Annotated in this window: 17 protein-coding genes; 15 read left to right on the top strand and 2 right to left on the bottom strand. The window is 34.0% G+C overall.

The window, feature by feature from the left end; translation table 11 throughout:
* Nucleotide 1 precedes the first annotated feature (1 nt).
* A complete protein-coding gene (locus tag GXX20_01910) occupies nt 2-1,126 on the bottom strand; it encodes a hypothetical protein (protein ID HHW30419.1) in 1,125 nt (374 codons plus the stop codon).
* A 202-nt stretch (nt 1,127-1,328) separates the two neighbouring features.
* Here GXX20_01910 and GXX20_01915 point away from each other — a divergent pair, with 202 nt between their 5' ends.
* From GXX20_01915 to GXX20_01950, 8 genes are all read left to right on the top strand, one after another.
* On the top strand, nt 1,329-1,607 hold the full coding sequence (locus GXX20_01915) for a hypothetical protein (protein HHW30420.1): 279 nt from the start codon (nt 1,329-1,331) through the stop codon (nt 1,605-1,607).
* A 182-nt stretch (nt 1,608-1,789) separates the two neighbouring features.
* Nucleotides 1,790-2,353: a nitroreductase family protein gene (locus GXX20_01920; protein ID HHW30421.1), complete on the top strand. Its 564-nt coding sequence runs from the start codon at nt 1,790-1,792 to the stop codon at nt 2,351-2,353.
* Between the two features lie 150 nt (nt 2,354-2,503).
* Entirely contained in the window at nt 2,504-2,791 is a 288-nt protein-coding gene (gatC, locus tag GXX20_01925; protein HHW30422.1) for an Asp-tRNA(Asn)/Glu-tRNA(Gln) amidotransferase subunit GatC, read from the top strand.
* Between the two features lie 11 nt (nt 2,792-2,802).
* A complete protein-coding gene (gene gatA / locus GXX20_01930) occupies nt 2,803-4,263 on the top strand; it encodes an Asp-tRNA(Asn)/Glu-tRNA(Gln) amidotransferase subunit GatA (protein ID HHW30423.1) in 1,461 nt (486 codons plus the stop codon).
* Nucleotides 4,264-4,295: 32 nt separating this feature from the next.
* Nucleotides 4,296-5,726, top strand: a complete 1,431-nt coding sequence (gatB, locus tag GXX20_01935; protein ID HHW30424.1) for an Asp-tRNA(Asn)/Glu-tRNA(Gln) amidotransferase subunit GatB — start codon at nt 4,296-4,298, stop codon at nt 5,724-5,726.
* A 342-nt stretch (nt 5,727-6,068) separates the two neighbouring features.
* Nucleotides 6,069-7,061: a phosphate acetyltransferase gene (pta, locus tag GXX20_01940; protein HHW30425.1), complete on the top strand. Its 993-nt coding sequence runs from the start codon at nt 6,069-6,071 to the stop codon at nt 7,059-7,061.
* Nucleotides 7,062-7,117: 56 nt separating this feature from the next.
* On the top strand, nt 7,118-8,311 hold the full coding sequence (locus tag GXX20_01945) for an acetate kinase (GenBank protein HHW30426.1): 1,194 nt from the start codon (nt 7,118-7,120) through the stop codon (nt 8,309-8,311).
* A 208-nt stretch (nt 8,312-8,519) separates the two neighbouring features.
* Nucleotides 8,520-9,617 (top strand): ATPase, encoded by a 1,098-nt coding sequence (locus tag GXX20_01950; GenBank protein ID HHW30427.1) that lies wholly within the window; start codon nt 8,520-8,522, stop codon nt 9,615-9,617.
* Nucleotides 9,618-9,619: 2 nt separating this feature from the next.
* On the opposite strand, the gene GXX20_01955 is transcribed toward GXX20_01950, so the two are convergent.
* Entirely contained in the window at nt 9,620-11,500 is a 1,881-nt protein-coding gene (locus GXX20_01955; GenBank protein ID HHW30428.1) for an LTA synthase family protein, read from the bottom strand.
* Between the two features lie 514 nt (nt 11,501-12,014).
* On the opposite strand from GXX20_01955, the gene GXX20_01960 reads away from it, so the two are divergent.
* From GXX20_01960 to sigE, 7 genes are all read left to right on the top strand, one after another.
* Nucleotides 12,015-12,953: a UDP-N-acetylglucosamine 1-carboxyvinyltransferase gene (locus GXX20_01960; protein HHW30429.1), complete on the top strand. Its 939-nt coding sequence runs from the start codon at nt 12,015-12,017 to the stop codon at nt 12,951-12,953.
* Nucleotides 12,954-13,008: 55 nt separating this feature from the next.
* Nucleotides 13,009-13,866, top strand: coding sequence for a hypothetical protein (locus GXX20_01965; GenBank protein HHW30430.1), 858 nt, complete (start codon nt 13,009-13,011; stop codon nt 13,864-13,866).
* Between the two features lie 25 nt (nt 13,867-13,891).
* Nucleotides 13,892-14,248, top strand: coding sequence for a small basic family protein (locus tag GXX20_01970; protein HHW30431.1), 357 nt, complete (start codon nt 13,892-13,894; stop codon nt 14,246-14,248).
* Nucleotides 14,249-14,306: 58 nt separating this feature from the next.
* Nucleotides 14,307-15,545, top strand: coding sequence for a cell division protein FtsA (gene ftsA / locus GXX20_01975; protein ID HHW30432.1), 1,239 nt, complete (start codon nt 14,307-14,309; stop codon nt 15,543-15,545).
* Between the two features lie 169 nt (nt 15,546-15,714).
* Nucleotides 15,715-16,815: a cell division protein FtsZ gene (ftsZ, locus tag GXX20_01980; protein ID HHW30433.1), complete on the top strand. Its 1,101-nt coding sequence runs from the start codon at nt 15,715-15,717 to the stop codon at nt 16,813-16,815.
* Between the two features lie 257 nt (nt 16,816-17,072).
* Nucleotides 17,073-17,975 carry a sigma-E processing peptidase SpoIIGA gene (spoIIGA, locus tag GXX20_01985; protein HHW30434.1) on the top strand — a complete coding sequence of 301 codons (903 nt, stop codon included), beginning with the start codon at nt 17,073-17,075 and terminating at the stop codon, nt 17,973-17,975.
* Nucleotides 17,976-18,002: 27 nt separating this feature from the next.
* On the top strand, nt 18,003-18,734 hold the full coding sequence (sigE, locus tag GXX20_01990; GenBank protein ID HHW30435.1) for an RNA polymerase sporulation sigma factor SigE: 732 nt from the start codon (nt 18,003-18,005) through the stop codon (nt 18,732-18,734).
* The last annotated feature ends 121 nt before the right edge of the window (nt 18,735-18,855 follow it).

The raw sequence follows: 18,855 nt of genomic DNA on the forward strand, positions 1-18,855 counted from the left end.
TTCAGCCTTCTCCACCACCACTTTTTCCACCGCTTTTTCCTTCGCCGCTACTTTCTCCTCCGCCTCCAGTCTGGTTCGTACTGCCCTTCGGTTGATTTTTAACAGCTTCTTCAAGGGCGTCAACATTTGAAAGAGCAACCCTGGATTTTATATCAATCAACTGAACATTCCTTTCATTTACTACCTTCTCAAGCTCATAGATGGAAAAATCCAGCTTACTGGCAGGTTCTTGAACTTCATTATTTATAGTATTCTTATACAGAGACCAGGATGATTTAAGGCTTTTAACATTTAAATCACATTTTTCCCAATCTCCGGTAACCGCGCTTAGAGCTGAATTCCTAATGAAGTATCTAACTCTTTTTATTTCGGGGGAATTCTGCTCCTTATACAGCATATAAAAATCTGGCAGATAGCCATATAAATGATTTGCAGATAACAATGTATTTTGAGTATTTTTCTCTTTTGCGCTGGTTGTTAAATTATTCAGTGCTTTGCCAAAACTATCTATCAGCGAGCTGTTTGCACCGGATTTGACTGCCTTTGGCGTATAACTACTCCAGTCATAATGCAGCTTATCTATAGTACTGGATATTTTTTGCCAAGGATCTTTTTGACCGGCTTTCTCATCTTCTTTTTTCTCAGCTCCACCTTTATCTTGGACTTCCTGGTTTTTATTTTCATCAGATTTGCTTTTTTCGTCCTGTTTCTTCTTATCTTCTTCTTTTTGTTCAGAAGATTCTTCACTCTTGCCTTTTTCTATATCATCTGAATCAGATTGATTTTTTTCAGACTCAGTTTCTTCTTGCTGATCTGTTTCCTTTTTGGATTCAGTTTCTTTTTTGCTCTGTCCGGATTTTTCTCCTCCTTCTTTTTCATCCTCTTTCTTAGACTTAGCCGGACCTCCTAATTCGCTGATAATTTCTTCAATGCTTTCTTCGATATCCTCTAATTCATCAGGTACTTTTTGTAAATCTATATTTTCTTCTGCAGATTGTTTTTGAATTTCAGGACTATTTTGGCCTTGTCCACTTTTATTGCACCCAGTTATAAAAAAAGCAACAACAAGGCATAAGCAGAATGCTGAGTTTAATATTTTCAATTTGGCAGATTTTCTCATAAGCATATTCAACCTCCATATTTATTATTATTCAATTAACGATAAAAATACCTCAACCTCTATTTACCAGGTTATAAAAACGGTAAATATTACATAAAGGAGAAATTGAATTTATGTCAAATATTGATATTTGGAATTTAAATTGATATTAAAAAACAATGTAAAAAGATACTTTTTATTTATTTTACTAATTAGGGAGGTTATTAAAATGTCAATAACAGTTAATTTATGTTCAGAAAAAAAAGGTGAATTAAAAAATTTCCTTGAGAAATACTTTAATCATGAAGTTTCAATAGATGAAGATGTGAATACATGGATATATGTGTATAAAAAACCATTGGAAGCTATTGATATTATCAGCGCAGTAATTGATAATAATCACAAATATAGTATCACTGTAGGTATTGATATGGGGAACAGTATTTATATGGTTTCTCCGGAAAACCATGACGGAGTTATAAAGGATTTTTATAATTTATTTTATTAATTTTTTTATACAATAAGACAAGTGGATTTAAAGGTACCTTGTTAATATGACACAATAAGGAAGCATAAAGCAAAATAGACAACATTAAATTATTTTTTTATGGTAAAATATTGATATAATCAATACTATAATACAATATTATTTGTCATATTAATGTAAATAATGTTATTTAGGAGGTACTTATGAGCGTCTATGAAATGATACTTAAGAGAAGGTCTATAAGAAAATTTAAGCAAGATAAAATTTCCATTGAAGTATTAGAAAAACTTGTTAATGCAGCGCGTTTCGCACCATCCGGCGGAAACATGCAACCACTAAAGTACAGAATAGTAAATAAACCTGATGAAGTGGAAGGAGTTTTTAATAACGTTAAATGGGCATTTCACATAGCGCCCAAAGGTACTCCTGGTAAAGGGGAAGAACCTGTCGCTTATATTGTAATCTTAGTTGACAGTGAAATCAGACCACAGGGTTATGAGTTTGATGTTGGTGCTGCATCACAGAATATCTTATTAACTGCCCTTGAAGAAGGAATAGGAACTTGTTGGATTGCCTCGGTAAATAGGGAAAAAGTAAGAGCTTTACTTGAAATACCGGATAAATACATAATTGAATCCGTTATTGCTTTAGGATACCCGGCTGAATCCCCTATAGTCGAGGAAGAAAACGGAAGCACAAAATATTATAAAGATGAATGTGATGTCCTGCATGTTCCAAAAAGAAAGCTTAAGGATATAATTATTTAATATATTCAGGTCATATAAATATTTGCAACTATTAACCAATAACATCATTGACGTAAATTTCCTGATTTAATATAATTACTACGTCGTGGTTTTTTATGCAAAATTTTATTTTAAGAGCAATATCTCTACGCAAGACGGGGAGGGAGCAGAATGAAAATCGGGCGAGAAAATATTGAGGAGTTGGCGGATTTATCCAAATTAAATCTGACAGAAGAAGAAATAGAACTTATGGTCCATGATATGAATAATGTACTTTTATTTATAAATAAGTTAGATGAGCTTGACACTTCAAATGTTGAACCTATGGATCAGGTTGTAGTTTTAAAAAATGTTTTCAGAGAAGACGAAGTAATTTCTACTTTTGACAGGGAAAGGCTTCTCAAAGGAGCACCCTCAATAGAAGATGGGTGTTTCAAAGTACCCAGGGTTGTGGAATAGGAGGAATTAATTTGGAAATACATGAATATACAGCACATGAATTAAGTAAGATGTTGAAAAACAAAGAAATTAAAGTAAAAGAGCTGACTGAATCTGTATTAAATAGAATTGACAATATTGATAAGGAGTTAGGAAGTTTTATTACTATTTGCAGGGAGGAAGCCCTAAAAAAGTCAGTGGAAGTTCAGCACAAAATTGATAATAGGCAGGCTACATCACCTTTAGCAGGAATTCCTATGTTGCTGAGTGATAATATTTGTACCAGAGAAATACTTACTACATGTTCCTCTAAAATGTTACATAACTTTGTTCCTCCATATGGCGCCACTGTTGCTAATAAATTAGATAGCCAGGGTTCTGTCTTAATCGGTAAGGGAAATATAGATGAATTTGGTATAGGTGGGACCACTGAAACCTCATATTATAAGACTACTAAAAATCCATGGAACCTGGAAAAATTGGCAGGTGGTTCTTGCGGAGGCGCAGCTTCTGCAGTTGCTTCAGGAGAAGTTGTTTTTTCTCTGGGTTCTGATACAGGAGGTTCTATCAGGCAGCCATCATCTTTTTGTGGTGTGGTTGGAATGAAACCGACCTACGGAGCCGTATCCAGATTTGGCGTAATACCATTCGCTTCATCATTTGATCAGGTAGGGCCGGTAACAAAAGATGTTGAAGATTGTGCCCTTGTATTAAATGCAATTACAGGCCATGATCCTCTTGATTCTACCTCAGTTAATAAAGATTATCCTGACTTTACAAAGGCTTTGGAGCAGGATATTAAAGGTTTGAAAATTGGAATTCCAAAAGAGTGGGTTGAAACAAAAATAGATCCTGACGTCAAAAAATCTTTTTATGACTCCGTTAAAGTACTGGAAGAATTGGGCGCGGTATGTGAGTACTTTTCTTTTTCATTAACTGACTATATTGCACCTACATACTATATTCTTACTTCAGCAGAAGTGAGTTCTAATCTTGCAAGGTTTGATGGTATAAAATACGGATACCGGGCAGAAAAATTTTCTGATCTGCAGGAGTTATATAAGAAAACAAGAGCAGAGGGTTTTGGTGAAGAAGCAAAGAGACGAATTCTTTTAGGCACATATGTACTCAGTTCAGGTTGTTATGAGAAATATTTCAAAAAGGCCCTTAAAGTCAGAACAATGATATGTGAAGAGTTTAATAAAGCTTTCGATAAATATAATCTCATTATTTCACCAACGACACCCAGAACTGCCTATTCATTGGGAGAAATGAATAAAGACTTCCTGTCTATGTGCCAGGATGATGTTTATACAGCTTCAGCTAATATTGCCGGACTGCCTGCAATATCAATTCCCTGCGGCTTTGGCAGCAATAATATACCTTTTGGACTGCAATTTATTGGTAAGCAATTTGATGATTTCACTTTAATCAAAGCAGCCTATAATTTTGAACAAAATACCGAATACCATAAGAAAAGACCAAGTTTATAAACATAACCGGCTAACAGAACGAGGTGAAAATAATGGAATATGAAGTAGTTATTGGACTTGAAGTTCATGCGGAGCTTTCAACAAAATCAAAATTATATTGTTCTTGTACAACCGAGTTTGGAGGAGAACCAAATACCCATTGTTGTCCTATATGTATGGGAATGCCCGGAACTCTTCCGGTGCTTAATAAAAAAGCTGTAGAATATGCTGTACGGGCAGGGCTTGCTACTAACTGCACGATATCAGAATATAGCAGAAAGGACAGAAAGAACTATTTTTACCCTGATCTTCCAAAAGCATATCAAAATTCCCAGTACTATTACCCCATATGTAAAAATGGCTATATAGAGATAGAAACCGAAAATGGTTCAAAACGGATTGGAATAACAAGAATACATATAGAAGAAGACGCAGGCAAACTATTGCATGATGAATGGGGAACAGGTACATTGGTTGACTGCAACAGAGGAGGAGTTCCTCTGATTGAAATTGTAAGCGAGCCTGATATGAGGTCTGCTGAAGAGGCAAGAGCTTATCTCGAAAATCTTAAAGCAATTCTTCAATATATAGGAGTATCAGATTGCAAAATGCAGGAAGGCTCTCTCAGGGCTGATGTAAATCTTTCCGTCAGACGTAAAGGCGATACAAAATTTGGAGTCAGAACGGAAATGAAAAATCTTAATTCATTTAAGGCCATAACCAGAGCCATAGAAAGCGAAGCAAAAAGGCATATTTATGAAATCGAATCAGGTGGTACCCTGGTTCAGGAAACGAGAAGATGGGACGATGAAAAAGGATTAAGCTTTTCAATGCGAAATAAGGAAGAAGCAAAAGATTACAGGTATTTTCCTGATCCTGATCTTCCACCGGTAGTTTTATCAAAAGAGTGGATAGAGGAAATAATGAGGTCTCTTCCAGAATTACCTGAAGCAAGGAGAAAAAGATATATTGCAGAATATTCTCTTCCTGAATATGATGCTTCCCTGATAACTAAATCTAAAGCACTTGCAGACTTTTTTGAAGAAGCTGTCGCGTTATGCAATAACCCCAAATCAGTGAGCAATTGGATTATGGGAGATATTTTAAGAAAGATGAAGGATGAAGAACAAGAGACAGAAGAAATACCAATTCCGGCACAATATCTGGCTGACCTTATAATTCTGGTGGATAAAGGAGTTATTAGTAATACCATCGCTAAGAAGGTATTTAATAAAATGTATGAAACTAAAAAGGATCCAAAGGTTATTGTAAAAGAAGAAGGACTTGAAGTTGTAAATGATGAAAGTGCACTGATAGAAATTGTAAAAAAAGTAATAGAAAAGAATCCTCAATCTGTAGCAGATTTTAAGAGCGGGAAAGAAAAGGCATTTGGATTCCTTGTAGGCCAAGCCATGAAAGAAACTAAAGGAAAGGCAAATCCACAGCTTATTAACAAACTGCTCAGAGAAGAGCTTTCAAGGTAGTGATGCACTCCTGTCCCGGGCAAAAAAGGATTCCTTTGATAAATTATAGAAATAAGGCAACTCTAATTTTGAGTTGCTTTTATTATGTCATGTAACAGAATGACAGTAAATTATACAGATGATAGTTTGTTGCAAATGATAATTTATAACATATTTATGTTAGTTTTGATATTATTTAATTATTATGTAAATGATTCTTGTATACAATGAACATTTTGTATATAATAGTTATTGGTTTTAAAGCCTCATTTTTATTGGCTTGTATTAATACCAGGTAATATATAAATTTATAAATTACATAAAGTTAAATTTTAACATGAACAATGTGAAAGGAGAATTAGTATGAAATTTTTAGAAAGAATCTCTGAACGGGCAAAATCAGATGTAAAAACCATAGTACTTCCTGAGGGCAATGATCCAAGAGTTGTTAAAGCAGCTTCCATTGTTCTTGAAAGAGGAATTGCTAATGTAATAATAATTGGTAATCCGGATGAAGTTAAAAAACTTGCCGGTGACCTGGATATATCAAAAGCAAAAATAATTGACCCCTTGAATTCCGAATATTATGAGGATTTTGTTGAGTCATTATATGAAATGAGAAAAGAAAAAGGAATGACTCCTGAAAAAGCAAGAGAAACCATGAAAAACCCGTTGTATTTTGGTGTTATGATGGTTAAAAAAGGCATGGCTGACGGTATGGTTGCCGGTGCAGCTCATTCCACGGCAGATACTTTAAGACCGTCCCTGCAAATTGTAAAAACCGCTCCTGGTACAAAACTGGTTTCAGCATTCTTTGTGATGGTAGTTCCCGATTGTGAATATGGTCATAATGGCACATTCATATATGCAGACAGTGGTCTTGTTGAAAATCCTGATGCTGAAGCACTGTCCGAGATAGCTATTTCCTCTGCAAAATCCTTTAAGACTCTCGTAGAAGCTGAGCCAAATATTGCGATGTTATCATACTCTTCCTATGGAAGCGCAAAAAGTGAGTTGACTGAAAAAGTAATTAAAGCTACACAGCTGGCAAAAGAAAAAGCGCCTCATTTAAACATTGACGGTGAATTACAAGCTGATGCAGCACTTGTACCATCTGTAGCTAAATCAAAAGCACCTGGAAGCCCTGTGGCCGGTAAAGCAAATGTATTAATATTCCCGGATTTAAACTGTGGAAATATTGCTTATAAGTTAACCCAGAGATTAGCAAAAGCTGAAGCATACGGGCCAATCACCCAAGGTCTTGCAAAACCAATAAATGACTTGTCAAGAGGCTGCAGTGCTGAAGATATAGTGGGTGTTGTAGCCATCACAGCAGTTCAGGCACAAAACCTGTAAATAACAGTTCAATTTTTGAATTGAATTGTTAACAATAAAAATTGGGGGATTGTATCATGAAAATATTAATAATTAATAGCGGAAGTTCATCTTTGAAGTACCAACTTATTGATATGAAAGATGAGACAGTTTTAGCTAAGGGTTTATGTGACAGGATAGGAATAGATAATTCATTTCTCAAACATACCAAAAATGGATCGGAAACAAAAATTCTTGAGAAAGAATTACCTAATCACAAAGTTGCTATTCAAGAGGTTATTAACGCCTTATCTGACCCGGAAATCGGTGTAATATCAAATATGAGTGAAATTTCAGCAGTTGGGCACAGAGTGGTTCACGGAGGAGAAAAATTCCACGACTCTGTTCTCATAGACGATAGTGTAATAGATGCAATAAGGGATTGTATCGGTCTTGCTCCACTTCATAACCCGCCAAATATTACCGGTATCGAAGCATGTAAGGCATTAATGCCAAATGTTCCAATGGTTGCAGTATTTGATACTGCATTTCATCAAACAATGCCGAAACACGCATACTTATATGCATTACCCTATGAAGTATATGAAAAATATGGCGTAAGAAAATACGGTTTTCATGGAACTTCACATAAATATGTTTCTGAGAGAGCAGCAAAATTACTTAATAAACCTTTGGACCAATTGAAAATAATAGTCTGCCATCTGGGCAACGGAGCAAGCATATGTGCGGTTAAAAATGGCAAGTCTATTGATACAAGTATGGGTTTCACTCCCCTTGATGGTTTAGTTATGGGAACCAGATGCGGCACAATAGACCCTGCTGTTGTTACATTCTTAATGGAAAAGGATAACATGTCTATAAGTGAAATTAATTCCATGCTTAACAAAAAATCAGGAGTCCTGGGCATCTCAGGCGTAAGCAGCGACTTCAGGGATCTCCATGATGCTGCAGATAATGGCAATGACAGAGCTCAACTTGCAATTGATATATTCTGCTATAGAGTAAGGCAATATATAGGAGAGTATGCCGCTGTTATGGGTGGTGTTGATGCTATAGTATTTACCGCAGGAATAGGCGAAAATAATGCCATTGTCAGAAAACAGATTGTTGAAGGTCTGGAATTCTTAGGTATATCTATTGATTTGGAAAAGAATAATATAAGAGGTAAAGAAATAGATATAAGCACTCAGGATGCTAAGATAAGGACTCTGGTTATTCCAACAAATGAAGAACTGGCTATAGCCAGAGAAACATTGAAGCTGATAAAATAAATTGCTTAATCAATAAATAATTTATTACGGTATATGCAAGAGAAGGTTAATCTTTTTTACCTTCTCTTTTTTTGTAAATTTCAAACTAAAAACAAAGCAAGCTCAAAATCACATAAAATATTAATTTTGCATATAATAATTTTGTTAAAAATATTGCTTGAATAAACTTGGAATGTAATAAACTTAAAATGTTCCGGAGGTATCACACATGGCTAAAGGTGGAATTAGAAGAGCTTTTTTAGGGGGGAATACCGAGAAAGGTTTTTACAGCTATTATAATTATATTTTACATAAAGAAGAGGCAATAAAAACATTTATAATAAAAGGTGGTCCCGGTACCGGTAAAAGCACCCTTATGAAAAAAATAGGAGAGGTTCTAAATGAAAAGGGGTATAATGTTGAATATATGCATTGTTCCAGTGATCCAAACAGCATTGATGGAATTGTAATTCCAGAAATAAAGGTTGCCCTATTGGACGGAACTGCTCCCCATATTGTGGAACCAACCTATCCGGGAGCAGTTGATGAAATAATAGATTTAGGAAGATTTTGGAATACAGATAAAATTGAGACACATAAAAAAGAGATTATTAATAAATCGAAGGAAAAATCCAGGCTATTTGCAATGGCTTACAGATATTTAAAGGCTGCCGGAGCAATTCATGATAATATATGTGACTTAGTCAGTATGTCGGTTAACGTAAAAAAATTGAATGCAATAGCAAAAGAAATGACTGATGAAATTTTTACACAACAAGAAAAGTCCTTTGAAGAGGGAAGGGAAAGAAAACTATTTGCAAGTGCAATAACTCCTGAAGGGTTGGTAAATTATATAAATACACTACTTTCAAAAGGAAAAGTATACGGCTTATTAAGTGAAATTGGATCAGGTAGTGAATACATTTTATCTAAAATCAAACATGTAGCTATTGAAAAAGGCGTAAATATTGAATGTTTTTACTGCGGGTTAAAACCTGAGAAAATAGAGCATTTGTTAATACCTGAGAAAAAAATCTTTTTTACAACAATAAATAAGTATCATAATTCTGATATTAAAACAGACAGGTTAATTGACCTGAATGAACTCAGAAACAGCAAAATATATGAAAAAAACAAAGAAGATATAAAATATAATACCAGCTTATTTGAAGAACTGCTTAATAAAGCTGTAAATACAATTAAAAAAGCAAAGGCTGTACATAGTGCTCTGGAAGACTATTACAGCCCAAGTATGGATTTTGATAAACTTAAAGCATACAGGGATGCTTTATTTTATCGGATAATAAAATATACTGAAAACAGATAATTTTAATTCTGTTTGTAATTTTTATTAATATATTTTAAAGCATCCTTCTGATTTATTATATCAGATATACGGAGTTCATAGTGATATGTTTCCAATTCACTTTTGTACTCCTCCTGTGACATTTCTCTTCCGGTAGATAATTCAAAAGCTTTATCCATACTACATATATAAATAAAATTATCTGTTATAACTGTGCCGTCCCTCAAAACTGCATAGCCCTCTTCCGGGGCAGTGTTCAATAAATCTTTTCCAAGAACAAAGGGGGCCTCTAAATTCATAAGATTTGCAATTGTTGGGTAAATATCAATTTCTCCGCCAATTGTACTTATCACTTTGTCATTTTCTATACCAGGTCCGTGAATTATTAATGGCACTTTTTGTTCTTTTATCCAATTAATTTCATTATATTCTTCTCCAATAAAATCAAATAATTCTTCAGAGTGACTCTTTATTATGGCCTGGTGATCACCATATATAACAAGAAGAGTATTGTCATATAGCCCTTGTTCTTTAAGCATTTCTATGAATCTGCCCAGAGCTGAATCCGCATAGTTTATAGCTTTTAAATAATCTCCAAGAAGGGTGCCTTCATATTTTCCTACATCAAATTCATAGGTTTGAAAATATTCAAAATTAAAAGGATGATGACTTGATAATGTTATTAAGAAGCTGTAAAATGGCTTTGTTTTATCAATAAAATCCAACGATTGCCTGAAAAACGAAGTGTCTCCCAGACCCCAACCTATATATTCATCAAGTACATAATCCCGGTTACTTATAAAGTAATCAAAGCCCACAGCCTGATACATTGCGGATCTGTTCCAAAAACTGGAGTTGTTGGCATGAAAAGCATAGGTATTATAACCTTTTGCTTTTAAAGCTTTTGGAAGAGAGAAGAAGGTATTACCTGGATACCTGAAATATATACTCCCATCTCTGAGAGGATATAATGAATTATTTGAAAGAAATTCAGCATCAGAAGTATTACCGCTGCCGATCTGAAAGTATATATTATCAAAGTAAGTGCTTTCTTTAAGTAATTTATTCAGATTTGGTGTAATCTCAGCGCCAGCCTCTGTTTTTCTGTTAATAACAAAGTGCTGCAAGGCTTCTACTTGCACTATTATCAGGTTTTTTCCTTCAGCTACACCTTTGAAGTTTTCACCAGTCTTTTTCTTATTTTCAAAAAATTGTTCCAATTCAGCCTTATCATCAGAGGTTAAATTCCTGTCGATAAGATAATTGTCTTTTACGAACTCTCGTGCGTCATAATAATGATAGTACAGTAATCCCATTTGTTTTATAACGTGATTTGTATCATAATTGTAAATATCATTATCTGTTTTGCCATAAACAGTTTTAATGGTAAATATACTAAAGGCCGCTAATGTTACAGAAATTATTATTCTAAAAGAAAATTTTGTAACTTTCTGAACTTTTCTTTGATATTTGCTTAAACATATAAGAATTATAAGCATAACCGGTAAATCAGCTAATAATAAAAGATCAGATTTATTAAGAAGATCCTTTATGCTATCACCAATAGAACCTACGAGACCTACCTGATATATAAGAGATACGGTCATCGCGCTATAATAGTAGCGGAAGTAAATAGTGTCGGCCAGAACAAGTATTGTAATTAAAATATTTACAACAAATAATGCAGTTTTTCTCCCTTTAAAGAAAATTAAGGATATTATTGCTATAATGGCAAATATTACAGCAATTGAGGAAATTATCATATTCTTGTTTATCTCTGTAAATTCAAGGTTACCATTTAATCTTGAATCATACTGAAAATAAAAACATTTAAAAGCAACTGAAACAGTAAAAAGCAACAGGAAAAGTATTTCTCCAAAATCTATTGAATTAAAAATATTAATTTTTTTAACGCTGTGGTTAATTCTGTCACTCTTATTGTTTTTTTTGTTTAATGCAATTGTATTAAGCAATTCGGGTCTCCTTTCTAAACAGCCTACCAAAGTTGTACCTATAATTGTCTGATTACAATAGTAAACTGCAAAGATTTAATGTATATTTTTATCCATCCCATTTTACGAGTAGAATTAATTTCAAATCAAATAAAATTCTTCACATTTTTTCACTGTGAAGAATTCTTATTTGAATTTCCCATTCTAAATCATACGGATTCAATTTTAACTCAAGAATTTGATTTTTACAACGATAGTAAAATGCTCCCTAGGGGAGATAATCAGAGTATTTTTGATATAATTGAATTTCATGCAAAATATTCTATATCATCCTTCAATTCTTGAAGTAAAATAGGTTCTTCATATTTTTACACTATTTAAAATATCTGATAAATACATTGATAGGTTTTTCCCTTAGTGGTAAAATAATCAATGTATTCTTTATATAAGCTTATGGCTCCATAAAATAACACATCCGGGTGGATGTGAAATAGGCCCCAGACCTATTAATCTCCACTTAAAAGCCTTAAGAAATATGGGAGCAAAAGTATTTGATGCGCAGCGTGGCTTTATATACTGCGAGGCATACCAACTTAAGGGTTGTGATATTCATCTGGAATACCCGAGTGTTGGTGCCACGGAAAATATAATGCTTGCATCAGTGTTTGCTGAAGGGGATACATACATTCATAATGCAGCAAAAGAACCTGAAATTGTTGATTTGCAGGAATATCTGAAGAGGCTGGGGGTAGAAGTTTCAGGAGCAGGAACAAGTGTCATAAGTATCAGAGGTAATAGCAGGAAGTCAAAAGATATAGAACACACTGTGATTCCTGACAGAATAGTTGCTTCAACTTATGCCACTGCTGCAGCAATAACAGGAGGAGATATCCTGCTTAAGAACGTTATAACTGAGCATATAAATTCAGTTATATCTGTATTAAAAGAATGTGGATGCAATGTAGAAGTAATTGATAAAAATGCTATACGTGTACGTGGCAGTGCGAGACCCATGGCAGTAGACATGATCAGAACTCTTCCATATCCAGGTTTTCCTACGGATATGCAGCCTCAGATAGTTTCATTGCTGTCGATTGCAAAAGGCACCAGTATTGTGGTTGAAACTGTATTTGAAAACAGGTACAGGCATGTAGAAGAACTATTAAGGATGGGTGCTAATATTAAACTTGAAGGACGAATTGCAATAATTAAAGGTGTTGACAAATTAATCGGAGCAGAAGTTTGTTCCAGAGATTTAAGAGGAGGCGCAGCACTGGTACTTGCCGGGCTTGTGGCAGACGGAGAAACAACAATTACCGGACTTAAGCATATTGAAAGAGGATATGAAAATATTGAAAACAAGCTGGCACAGGTAGGTGCATCAATTATCAGAGTTGATGACTAATAAAAAATGAACAGTTTGCCATGGTTTGCCATAGTATTGGCGCGGAGGAAGATAAATGGTAATTCAGAAGATGAATGATGCAAATGAAATCTATCCCCATGAGCCAAAAAAAGTTAAAGCTAAGTTTCAAAAACCTTTATTTTGTTTTAAAATAATATTAATGCTATCCTTGATTATTGCACTACTTGTATTGTTTGGTATGTCGCCATTATTTAGCATTGCGGGTTTTAGAATCCAGGACAGCTTATACTATGAGGAAGAAACATTTATAAATTTATCCGGTGTTTCCATTGGGGATAACGGATTTAAACATGTAGGAACAAATTTTATGCAAATACTGGAATTAAGATATGGTAAAAGCGAGTATAATATTTTACAGAATTGTCCATATATTAAGGAAGTAAAAGTAAAATTTAATATGCCTAATATTGTTGACATTAGTTTTACAGAAAGAGAACCTACGGGATATGTACCTTATCTTGGTACATATCTTTTAGTGGACAACGAAAGCTATGTTCTTGAGATAATGGGCCAAGCCTCCCTTGATGAACTACCTGTTATTAAAGGTTTGGAGTTCAGCTATTATGAACTCGGGAAAAAACTTGCTACAGAGAATACCAAAAATCTTGATGCGGCAATGTATGTTTTAAATGTAATAAGACTTTCGGATAAAAACGACAGGTTTAAGCTTTTAAAAATAGTAGACTCAATTGATGTAGCAAATTTGGACAAGATATGCTTATCTGTAGACTCAAGAATTATTGTTAACTTTGGCAATATGGAAGAACTGGACTACAAGATATCGGCAGCAAAGCAAATATTACTCAAGAACATTAAAGAAACCGAAAAGGGACTTTTGGATTTCACATTAGGAGAAAACCCGACCTTTATACCTGACTCAGATGTGAATTGACTAATAACTTACAGGAGGGGATAAATTGTTACCATTATTAGGATTAATTATAGGTATTTTAATTGGAGTATTTTTTATAGATGTAAATATTCCTCAACAATATTCAAATTATGTTGCCGTTGCCATTCTGGCTGCTATTGATTCAGTCTTTGGCGGTCTTGCTTCAATAGCCAAAGAACAATTTAATATGAAAATATTTTTATCCGGTTTTTTTGGAAATGCACTTCTTGCAGCAGGTATGGCTTATTTAGGAGATCAACTGGGAATACAGATTTACCTTGCGGCAATTTTCGCCTTTGGAAACAGAATATTTTTGAATTTTGCTATAATTCGCAGATACATATTGAACAAGTTGTCAAAAAAAGAAAATATAGAATTATAAGTTCTAATTTTAATTTTTCATATTATTAAGGTAATATATTTTCCAGGGGGACGCTTTTGTGGAGGATTATATAGTTAGTATAGATATTGGGACTTCGAAGATATGTGTTCTCGTAGGGCGTGTAGATAAAACAAACTATATAGAAATATTAGCAAAAGAAATTGCTGCGAATAACGGAGTAAAAAAAGGAATTATAGTTGATGTAGATCATACTGCCGAAATCATTAGATCATGTCTTGACAGAATTGAAAGTTCTAAAGGTATCCTGATTAATTCAGCCTTTGTCAATATTATAGGTATGCATGTTAGTGTGATTAATAATACATATTCAATCAGAATAGATAATCCCGGTCATGAGATAACCAAAAGTGATGTTGAAAAACTGCTTTATGAAGTTGGTAATATTCAGATACCTGAGGGAAGAGAAATAATTGATGTTATCCCGAGATTTTACAGTATAGACGGATACGATGATATAACCGATCCGGTTGGCATGGTAGGAACAAATCTCCAGGTCCATGCAGATATTATTATAGGAAGAATTACTTCTGTAAAAAACATAATCAAAAGTGTTGAGAAAGCAGGTATAAAAATTGACGGAATTGTCACAGAGGCTTATGCTGAAGGGCAATTGTTGCTCACTGACGATGAGAGGGAAGCAGGTTCTATATTGATCGATGTTGGAGCCGGTATAACTGACGTATCAATTTTTTGGAACAAAATGCTTATATTTTATGATTCCATGCCGGTTGGCGGAGATCATATTACCAATGATATATCTATAGGCCTTAAGATTTCATATCAGGAAGCTGAAGCCATAAAAAGGAAATATGAACTTGCTCTTACTTCACTAATCAATAATGACCAGGAATTAGAAGTTGTTGACATTAACCAGGATCATAGTAAATCGATTATGGTTTCAGATGTAGTTGAAATAATAGAGGCAAGAGTCTATGAGATTTTTTCTTTATGCAGAGATATTATAGAAAAAGCAGGACTTAATACTATGAATTTTTCCAATGTTGTTCTCACCGGCGGTGGAATTTCGTATGTGGACGGCAATAAACAGATTGCTGAAGAAGTATTTGGTATACCTGCAAGAGTTGCTGTATATAAAACATCCGTTAGTTTAAAGCCAGAATTATATGCGGCTGCTGGAATAATAAAGTATGTTTCTACTTACTACAAAGGAAATATTGCTCAACTTAACCAAGTGGTAATTAAGAAACAAAAATCATCAATGGCTAAAACATCATTTTTTGATAAGCTTCTGAGCTGGATAAAAGGACTTTTTTAATTTTTCCACAGATTATATATTGCTTAAACAATTAAAATAATATATATTTACTTGTATACGGGGATTCTGTTATTATAAATAGTATAAATAATAGTTTTTATTAAAGTTATGGAATAATTATTTAAATATTTATTTTTATTTAAACAAAGGATAGTTAGGGGGGCTTAATTTGCTGGAATTTGATATTGACTTGGAACAATTTGCCCAAATTAAGGTAGTTGGGGTCGGCGGTGGAGGAAATAACGCTGTTAACAGAATGATAGATGCAGGCCTCCGAGGAGTAGAATTTATAGCTGTCAATACTGATAAACAGGCTTTGTTTTTATCAAAAGCCAATATAAAAATCCAAATAGGTGATAAGATAACTAAAGGTCTTGGAGCAGGCGCCAATCCTGAAATTGGTGAAAAAGCTGCAACAGAAAGTAAGGATGAAATTGCTCAGGCAATTAAAGGGGCAGATTTAGTATTTGTTACAGCAGGTATGGGTGGAGGTACCGGTACAGGTGCGGCTCCGGTTGTATCGCAGATTGCCAGGGAAATGGGAATTTTAACTGTAGGTGTTGTCACAAAGCCTTTTATGTTTGAAGGAAGAAAAAGAATGCAACACGCAGAAAGAGGAATTGAAAACTTAAAAAATACTGTAGATACATTAGTTACCATACCAAACGACAGGCTCTTACAGATAGCTGAGAAGAAGACCACAATAGTTGAAGCTTTTAGAATAGCAGATGATGTTTTAAGACAAGGTGTCCAGGGTATATCTGATTTAATTGCCGTCCCCGGACTGGTAAATCTGGATTTTGCGGATGTAAAAACCATAATGATGAATACAGGGTTGGCTCACATGGGTATTGGACGGGCATCAGGAGAAGGCAGGGCTGAGGAAGCAGCTAAACAGGCAATTCATAGTCCTCTTCTTGAAACTTCTATTGAAGGAGCAAGAGGTGTACTACTTAACATAACCGGTGGTCCGGATCTTGGGTTACTTGAAGTAAATATAGCAGCGGAATTGATTCAAAAATCTGCTGATCCGGATGCCAATATTATTTTCGGTGCGGTTATCGATGAAAATCTAAAAGATGAAATATTAATTACTGTAATAGCCACCGGTTTTGAAAAAGGCCCGGTGATTAAGAAAACTGAAAAGGCTCCCGAAAAAACTACCAAGCCTTCACTTAATAAGCCCTCTTTTGATAAAGTCCCTTTTAATGACTTTTCAGGTGATGACCTTGATATACCTACATTTTTAAGAAGGAACAGATTTAGATAATATTACAATTCCAATCTTTATGATATAAAATATAATGTAAAACATTTAGATTTTAAGCGCTATCATAGAAAGGTAGCGCTTTTTTCCATTTTATTACATTTATTTGACTTTTACTTTGACAAAATCAGCAGTATTAATGGTGTATGATAGTTTTAGTATGAAGAATTAATTTTAAAAAATAGATAGTTTTCCACATAAACGTACAGGCATTTGAATATATGTAAAATAGGGGATTGTCTGATTGTGAGGTATAGCGTATGGAGATTTTTGTTTATCTGGATATTCTCCTTATTGAGAATATAGTTATAAATTATTTTATACTCTTGGTTACATCTAAATTTTCCAAGAATAGATCTTCAAATCTCAGGCTTTTCCTTGGAGCATTAACAGGTGCTGCATATGTTGCAATGATGGTTTGTTTTCCGGTTATTGCATCTAATTATAACATGTGGTCAAAAATTCTTCTGTCAGCACTAATAGTTGCAATATCATTTTCCCATGAAAGTATATCAGGTTTCTTTAAAACTCTGGCAATATTCTATGTATCTACCTTTATTTTTGCAGGTTCAGCCTATGCCTTTATGACATTTAACCAAAGCGGCGGATTTATAAAAAACGGAATATATTATAACTTAAGCCAGTCAAAGTGGAGCAGTCTTGTTCTTTCCATTATTCTTGCAGGTATCATAATTAGAATTTTCATGGAAATTATTCAGTTTAGATTTGCTAAAGATAAACTTTTGGTAAAACTTAAGATTAGCTTTGAAAATCAATCTATTGATCTTTCTGCTTTGATTGATACTGGCAATTCTCTATATGATCCACTGACAAATATGCCTGTGGTTGTAGTTGAATATGGAGCAATTAAAGATATTCTACCACAAGAGATAAGAGAAATATTTGAAAAATATAAGGACAGTGACCTTGCATGCGTAACCGCCATGATTGCAAATTCAAAATGGTTGTCAAGATTCAGGCTGATTCCATTCTCTTCCCTGGGTAAAGATAATGGAATGCTGATAGGGTTTAAACCAGACTATATAAAAATTGGCGAAGACAAGGAGAAAAAGGGTATAAACAATGTAATTGTAGGTATCTATAATAACATACTTTCAAAAAACTCCAGATATAGGGCATTGTTAAGTCCTGAACTTATATAAAGAAAAATTGCAGAGGAGATGAACGTCATGAATTTTAACAAAAAGCTACAGTATAATTTACGTATTAAACTGATAACTTTCTTGTCAAAAATCGGTATTTATAAAAAACTCCCGATATTTTATATAGGTGGAAGCGAAGCATTACCTCCTCCATTAAGTAATGAGGAGGAAAACTATTTATTGGCAAAACTTGAAGAAAGCGATTTAGGAGTAAAGACAATATTAATTGAAAGGAACCTGAGATTAGTGGTATATATTGCAAGAAAATTTGAAAACACAGGTGTTGGAGTGGAGGACCTTGTTTCTATTGGAACAATTGGTTTAATAAAAGCAATAAATACCTTTAATCCTTCGAGAAATATTAAGCTGGCTACATATGCTTCAAGATGCATTGAAAATGAAATTTTGATGTACCTGAGAAGAAGTAACAGGATAAAAACTGAAATATCAATTGATGAACCCTTAAATATTGATTGGGATGGTAATGAGCTTCTTTTATCAGATATATTAGGAACCGAAAATGATATTGTATACCGGAACATAGAAGACGAGGTTGATAAAGAGCTTCTGGATTCAGCTATGGATAAACTGTCCAACAGGGAAAAGAAAATAATGGAGCTTAGATTCGGCCTGGCTAATGGGGAAGAAAAGACTCAAAAGGAAGTTGCAGACATGTTGGGAATATCCCAATCCTATATATCCAGATTGGAAAAAAGAATCATAAACAGATTGAAAAAAGAGATAACAAGGATGATTTAAGTTTAAATTAAATTATCTATTTTTTAAAAAATTTTTTTAAATGCATAGTAGTATTTTCAAGGTTTGAAAAATTTACGATTTATTGTCAAGGTATTTTCAAGAAATATATTGGAGCATAAGA

The organism is Clostridiaceae bacterium, assembly GCA_012840395.1.
GTDB lineage: Bacteria > Bacillota > Clostridia > Acetivibrionales > DULL01 > DULL01.

Bases quoted from the DNA above. Each gene is read 5' to 3' on its own strand.
- gatB (HHW30424.1), top strand. From the start codon at position 4,296: ATGGAATATGAAGTAGTTATTGGACTTGAAGTTCATGCGGAGCTTTCA.
- spoIIGA (HHW30434.1), top strand. From the start codon at position 17,073: ATGGAGATTTTTGTTTATCTGGATATTCTCCTTATTGAGAATATAGTT.
- pta (HHW30425.1), top strand. From the start codon at position 6,069: ATGAAATTTTTAGAAAGAATCTCTGAACGGGCAAAATCAGATGTAAAA.
- GXX20_01945 (HHW30426.1), top strand. From the start codon at position 7,118: ATGAAAATATTAATAATTAATAGCGGAAGTTCATCTTTGAAGTACCAA.
- GXX20_01915 (HHW30420.1), top strand. From the start codon at position 1,329: ATGTCAATAACAGTTAATTTATGTTCAGAAAAAAAAGGTGAATTAAAA.
- sigE (HHW30435.1), top strand. From the start codon at position 18,003: ATGAATTTTAACAAAAAGCTACAGTATAATTTACGTATTAAACTGATA.
- gatC (HHW30422.1), top strand. From the start codon at position 2,504: ATGAAAATCGGGCGAGAAAATATTGAGGAGTTGGCGGATTTATCCAAA.
- GXX20_01965 (HHW30430.1), top strand. From the start codon at position 13,009: ATGGTAATTCAGAAGATGAATGATGCAAATGAAATCTATCCCCATGAG.
- GXX20_01910 (HHW30419.1), bottom strand. From the start codon at position 1,126: ATGCTTATGAGAAAATCTGCCAAATTGAAAATATTAAACTCAGCATTC.
- GXX20_01920 (HHW30421.1), top strand. From the start codon at position 1,790: ATGAGCGTCTATGAAATGATACTTAAGAGAAGGTCTATAAGAAAATTT.
- GXX20_01950 (HHW30427.1), top strand. From the start codon at position 8,520: ATGGCTAAAGGTGGAATTAGAAGAGCTTTTTTAGGGGGGAATACCGAG.